This window comes from Bifidobacteriaceae bacterium (assembly GCA_031281585.1).
In the GTDB taxonomy this organism is placed as follows: domain Bacteria; phylum Actinomycetota; class Actinomycetes; order Actinomycetales; family WQXJ01; genus JAIRTF01.
The window spans coordinates 1-5,482 of record JAITFE010000111.1; the positions used below are offsets into that span (position 1 = coordinate 1).

Consider the following 5,482-nt stretch of genomic DNA (forward strand, 5'->3'; position numbering starts at 1 on the left):
TCGCGTCATACGTGGGCGAACCCGGCACCAAGTTGTAGGAGTCGCGGGTCTCCGCGTCCGGCTGGGTCGGCTTGATGATGGTGTCGACGATCTTCTGGCGCGGGATGGTCTTGAGGAAGGCGACGCGCACCTGCTTGGCCTTTTCGGCGTCGCCGCCGTAGGTGGCCGGGTCGAACGGGCCGCCGCTGGTGTAGGTCAGGTCGACATGCTCGTAGGTGCCCTCGTAGCCGGATTCGTGCTTGATTCCCTCAGCGTCCTGGACGGCCGACAACACGTCGGCTGTGACCTGCGGCTGGATGATGTCGACGTCGCCGTTCTTGAGCGCCTGCACCTGGGCCATCGGGTCCTCATTGTAGGTGACGATGATCTCGTCGACTTTGGCGGGGGTGCCCCAGGTGAAGTCGGGGTTCTTCCTCAGGGTGACGTACTGGCCTTCCACGTAGTCGCTCACCAGCATTGGGCCGCAGGAGAGCACCAACTCGGCGTCCTCGCCCTGGGGCATGGCGTTGATGTCGAAGTCGAAGCTCCAGACCTTGGCGATTTTCGCCAGCGCGGCGGCGTCCTTGTCTTGGATGGCCGCGACGACGGCGGCCTGGGCCTCAGCCGGATCGGTGATCCCAAGCGCCCGCTTGCCGACCACGTGGGCGGGCAGCGGATAGTCAAAGAAGTTGTACTGCCAGTCGGCGAACGGCTTCGAGTAGACGAACGTCACGGCTTTGCCGTCCTCGGAAATGGTCGGCGTGTCCTGGATGAGCGCCACCGCCGGGTCGCCGGCGTCGAAGTAGACCTTGCCTTCTGTGACGTTGACAATAGTGCCGTCTTCGTCGTATTCGACGTCGCCTTCGGCCACGTCGTTGAACACGCCGGAGCGGGCCGCCCATTCAAGCAGCAGGTCGGAGCCGTCCAACGGCGTGCCGTCCGACCATTTGGCGTCCGGGCTGATGGTCTGCGTGACGGTCAGCGGGTCTTCCGAGTCGACGGTCATAGCGCCGAAGGCCTCGTTCTTGACGAAGTTCAGGTCCGGGTCGTAATACGCCCAGTTGGCCCGCGTCATGTAGGTGATCACATAGTTGGCGGTCGCATGGCCGTTGGTGGACATGTAGTTCATGGAGAACAGAGGCTGGTTCCAGCCGACGGTGACGGTGCCCCCCTTCGCGACGGGCTCATTGCTCTTGGTCCCAGCGTCATTCGTGGCCGGGGTTTGGCAACCGGTGATGGCCAAAGCCAGCGCCGCGGCGGCTGCTCCGGCGGCGACTAGTTTTCTGCGCCTATATCTCATAACTCACTCGCTTTCTGCTTAAGCGCGGTTCCTTCGAGGGTGTGAGGCCCAGGCGCGTTCGCGTCGGGGCCCGAACCATTGGGCTCAACAATAGGCGTCGAATCTGGGCGCTTGGCCGCAATCGGCCGTTTGTGCCGTAATCGTTGTCAGGTCGCAACATTTGGGCGAAGCCCCGCCGCCCCCGCAAATCGGCCTGGAATCCGGCCGCCGCCTGCAGTCTTGGGCCGCCCGGACGGTCAGCGGAACGTGCGCGACCGCATGGCCCGCTGGGCCTCCAGATTGTCTTGGCGTTCCCGCAGGGCCTGGCGTTTGTCCCAGTCCCGTTTGCCGCGCGCCAGCGCGATTTCGACTTTGGCCCGCCCGCCGCTGAAATAGAGCTGCAGCGGCACCACCGTCACTCCCGCCTCGTTGGTTTTGGCGGCCCACCGCCGAATTTCATCCTTGTGCAAAAGCAGTTTGCGCTTACGCCGGGGCGTGTGGTTGGTCCACGTGCCCTGGACGTATTCCGGAATGTGGACGCCTTCGAGGTACGCCTCGCCGCCGTCGAAGGACACCCAGCCGTCCACCAACGATGCCGCGCCGGCGCGCAGCGCTTTGACCTCGGTTCCGGTCAACGCCAGGCCCGCCTCGAGGGTCGCGTCGAGGTGGTACTCGTGGCGCGCTTTGCGGTTGGTCGCCACCACCACCCTGCCCGGCTGCTTGGTCATAAGGCCGACAGTCTAGCCCGGAAACGGCGGGCCCGTCCCCCGTTCTCAGGAGATGTAGTTCATCGGGTTGACCACGCCGGTGGCGGAGCCGACGCCGATTTCGAAGTGCAGGTGGCAGCCCGTGGAGGCGCCTGTGGTCCCGACCAGGCCGATGTTCTGGCCCTTTGAGACGGATTCGCCGACCGAGACCAGGATGCCGCCGTTCTGCTGGTGGTTGTAGGTGGAGAACATCAATTGGCCGTTGACGTTGCCGTGGCTGACGACGGTCCGGTTGCCGTAGCCGCCGGAATACCCGGTGTAGATGACCGTGCCTGCGGCGGTGGCGAAGATGGGGGCGCCGCAGCCTGCGGACAGGTCGACCCCGTCGTGATGGCGCCGGGTGCCTGAGATCGGGTGGATCCGCCAGCCGAACGGCGAGGCCACGGAAATCGAAGACAGCGGGCGGCCGAAGAATCCGGGCGTGGCCGGCGGGGGGGCGGCGCCGCCACCGCCGCCGGGGGCCAGCCCGGCCTTCCTGGCTTCCTCAGCCAGCGCCTTGTCAAGTTCGTCCCGGAGCCGCTGGTCTTCCGCCTCCGCCTCGGCTTGCTTCGCCTGGGCGGCTTCTTTCTGCGCCTCCAAGTCTGCGGCCAGCTGTTCCAGTGAGGCGGTCAGTTCTTCCAGCGCCCGTTTGGCTTCCTCGGCCGCGTTCCGGGCGGACTCGGCTCTCGCCACCGCCTCTTCGGCCTTGATTCGCAGTTCAGCGATCTCGGCCGTCACGGTCTCAAGGCGCGCCTTGCGGTTCTTGTTGACCGCCGCCGATTGTTGGGATCGGGTGATGATCGCCTCGCGGGACCGGGCGGCCGTGCCGGCCGCCATCAGGTCCTTGGCCGCGTCATCGATCGAGGACGCGCCCAACAGCACCATCAGGTCCGAACTGGCGGCGGCGTGGCCCATGACGGCATCGCGGGCCAGCGCCCCCAGCGATTGCCGGGACTCCGCGATCAAGGCGATGTCATCGGCCAACTGGGCGCTGACCTCTTCTCTCTGCGCCTCGGCCTGGTCAAGCGCCGCGACGGTTTCCTCAAGCTCTTGCTGGGCGGCCGCGTATTCGGCCTGGGCGGCCGCGAGGGTGGCCTCAGCCAACGGCAGCTCCTTGTTGGCCGCCTCAAGCCTCAGGTAGGCGTCCTGGAGTTCCTGCGAGGTGCCCTCGAGTTCCACCCGGAGCTGTTCCAGCTCCTTTTGGTTCTCAGCCCGTTCCCGCTCAATGTCGTCGCGGTCCCGCGCGGCCGCCACCGGCGTGGCGGTGATCCCGATCACCAGCGCGACCGCCGCCAAGGCGGCGGTCAGCAGACCGGCCAACCGAGAGGTAAACCGCTTCAACCCTTCAACCCTTTCTGTCCGTCTTGCCCACACCCTTGGCCTACGCGCGTCTCGGCCCGGTCAAGGGGCCAGGTCGGCGCGACCGGTCCTCATATCACGATAGCCGCAACGCCAAACCAGCGTCTGGCCGACACTCCACTCACTCAAACAACAGGGGGCTCACTGATCAACAGTGATCCACACCACTCACACCCGGGTGAACCGGCGCAAGGTCAGCGCCGAACTGACTCCCGCCAGCACAACCGCCCCCAACACCAGCCACGGGGCCTGGGCCAGGGCGTCGGCCGGATTGATGCTCCCCATGACCAAGACGAAGTTCCTCTCCACCCAGTCCGCCAGCCAAAACTCCGCCACCCCCCACAGCGCGCCAACGGCCAAGACGGAGCCCAACAGCGCCGCCACGGCCCCCTCCAGCATGAACGGCAACTGGATGAACAGGTTGGAGGCGCCAACCAGCCGCATGATCCCGGTCTCCCGTTGGCGCGACAACGCGGACAGGCGGATGGTGGTCGTGATCAGCAGGATCGCCGCCAAAGCCAACACTGCGGCAACCGCGAGGGCGGCCAACCGGACCTTTGACAGCAAGTCGAACAAGCGGTCAAACAGATCCGATTGGTCGATAGCTTGGAGGACGCCGGGCATGGCCCCGACGGCATCGGTCACCACTTCGAACTTGTCCGGATCGGTCATGGTGACGTGGATGACCGGCCCGAACATGTCAACGGAGACCTCGTTGGTCATGTAGCTGCCGCCGAACCGCTCCTGGTACTCGTCGAACACCGACTGGGCGGACTGGAACTCCGTCTTCTCCACGTAAGGCGCCAGCTCAGGCGATTCGAGGCGTTCCTCGATCGCCCGCCGCTGATCATCCGTGACCGCCCCGGAGGCGCAGTTGCCCTCGTCCACGGCGTCTGCGGGGCAAAGGTAGATGGACACCTTCATCTCCGCGTAGAAGGCGCCCTTGATCTTGTCGACCTGGCCCTGGAGCATCAGGGCCGCCCCGACCGCGCTCAGCGAGACGAAGGTGACCAGGATGACCGCGCTGATCATGGAGGCGTTGCGGCGGAAGCCGTGAAAGATCTCCGCGAGAACGAACCGCAGCCGCATCAGGCCTCCCCCCCGTAGTAGCCGGACGCCTCGTCGCGGACTATCCGGCCTTCGACCAATTCGACCACGCGCTGCTGCGCTTGGTCGACCAGGCCCACGTCATGTGTCGCCATCACCACGGTGGTGCCGGTCTGGTTGACCCGTTCCAGCACCGCCATGATGCCTTCGGAGGTGCGGGGGTCAAGGTTGCCGGTCGGCTCGTCCGCCAAGAGGATCTGCGGCCGGTTGACCACGGCCCGCGCGATCGCCACCCGCTGCTGCTCGCCGCCGGACAACTCGTGCGGCGTCCGCTTCTCCTTGCCCGCCAGTCCCACCAGGTCCAACACGTCCGGCACCGTCCGCATGATGGCGTGCCGGGGACGGCCAATCACTTGCATGGCGAAGGCCACGTTCTGGAAGACGGTCTTGCGTTCCAACAGCCTGAAGTCCTGGAAGACCGACCCGATCTGGCGCCGGAACCGGGGAATGCGGCGCTGCGGCATCTTGGCGATGTCCTGTCCCAGCACAAAGGCCCGCCCCGAGGTGATGTGCTCCTCCCGCAGGACCAGGGACAGCAGCGTCGACTTGCCCGAACCGGACGCGCCGACCAGGAAACAGAACTGACCGCGCGGGATCTCCAGGCTGACGCTGTCCAGCGCCGGCCGTGCTCCGCGAGCGTAAATCTTGGTGACGTTCTCGAATGTGATCAATTGGCTCTCAGTAAACTCTCAGCGAATAGGATGCGGGCCCAGCCAGCGTAACCGCCGCCGGTGGCCGGACCGACTGGGACACGCCGTCAAAGCCGACTCCCGGCCGGGATAGACTGTCCCCCGGCAACCGGCCCGGCCCCCGAGGGGGCCAACCAAGCGATCAGGAGCAAGACATGTCGAAACGCGCCCGCAAGCGCCGCACGCGCAAGAAGTCCGCCGCCAACCACGGCCACCGGCCGAACGCGTAGACCATTAGGGAAAACGGGGCGGTGCTGTTTAGCAGAGGCGAAACAGGACCGCCCCCGTTTTAGAGTTCCAGGTGTACACCCCCCCGGCCACCC

5 protein-coding genes are annotated in these 5,482 nt (G+C 66.0%); all 5 read right to left on the reverse strand.

What is annotated here, in order from left to right:
* Positions 1–1,279, reverse strand: a 1,279-nt coding sequence (locus tag LBC97_12305; GenBank protein MDR2566807.1) for an ABC transporter substrate-binding protein, incomplete at its 3' end; no start/stop codon positions are given.
* A gap of 236 nt (positions 1,280–1,515) precedes the next feature.
* Complete coding sequence (smpB, locus tag LBC97_12310; protein ID MDR2566808.1) at positions 1,516–1,986, reverse strand: SsrA-binding protein SmpB; 471 nt, start codon at positions 1,984–1,986, stop codon at positions 1,516–1,518.
* A gap of 45 nt (positions 1,987–2,031) precedes the next feature.
* The gene (locus tag LBC97_12315) at positions 2,032–3,345 is read right to left on the reverse strand and encodes a peptidoglycan DD-metalloendopeptidase family protein (protein MDR2566809.1); all 1,314 of its coding nucleotides are present in this window, start codon (positions 3,343–3,345) and stop codon (positions 2,032–2,034) included.
* A 186-nt stretch (positions 3,346–3,531) separates the two neighbouring features.
* Positions 3,532–4,452 carry a permease-like cell division protein FtsX gene (ftsX, locus tag LBC97_12320; protein ID MDR2566810.1) on the reverse strand — a complete coding sequence of 307 codons (921 nt, stop codon included), beginning with the start codon at positions 4,450–4,452 and terminating at the stop codon, positions 3,532–3,534.
* A complete protein-coding gene (gene ftsE, locus LBC97_12325) occupies positions 4,452–5,141 on the reverse strand; it encodes a cell division ATP-binding protein FtsE (GenBank protein ID MDR2566811.1) in 690 nt (229 codons plus the stop codon). Before ftsE ends, ftsX begins: the two co-directional genes overlap by 1 nt.
* Positions 5,142–5,482: the final 341 nt, after the last annotated feature.

Coding starts and splice junctions, on each gene's coding strand:
- smpB (MDR2566808.1), bottom strand. CDS start 1,986: ATGACCAAGCAGCCGGGCAGGGTGGTGGTGGCGACCAACCGCAAAGCG.
- ftsX (MDR2566810.1), bottom strand. CDS start 4,452: ATGCGGCTGCGGTTCGTTCTCGCGGAGATCTTTCACGGCTTCCGCCGC.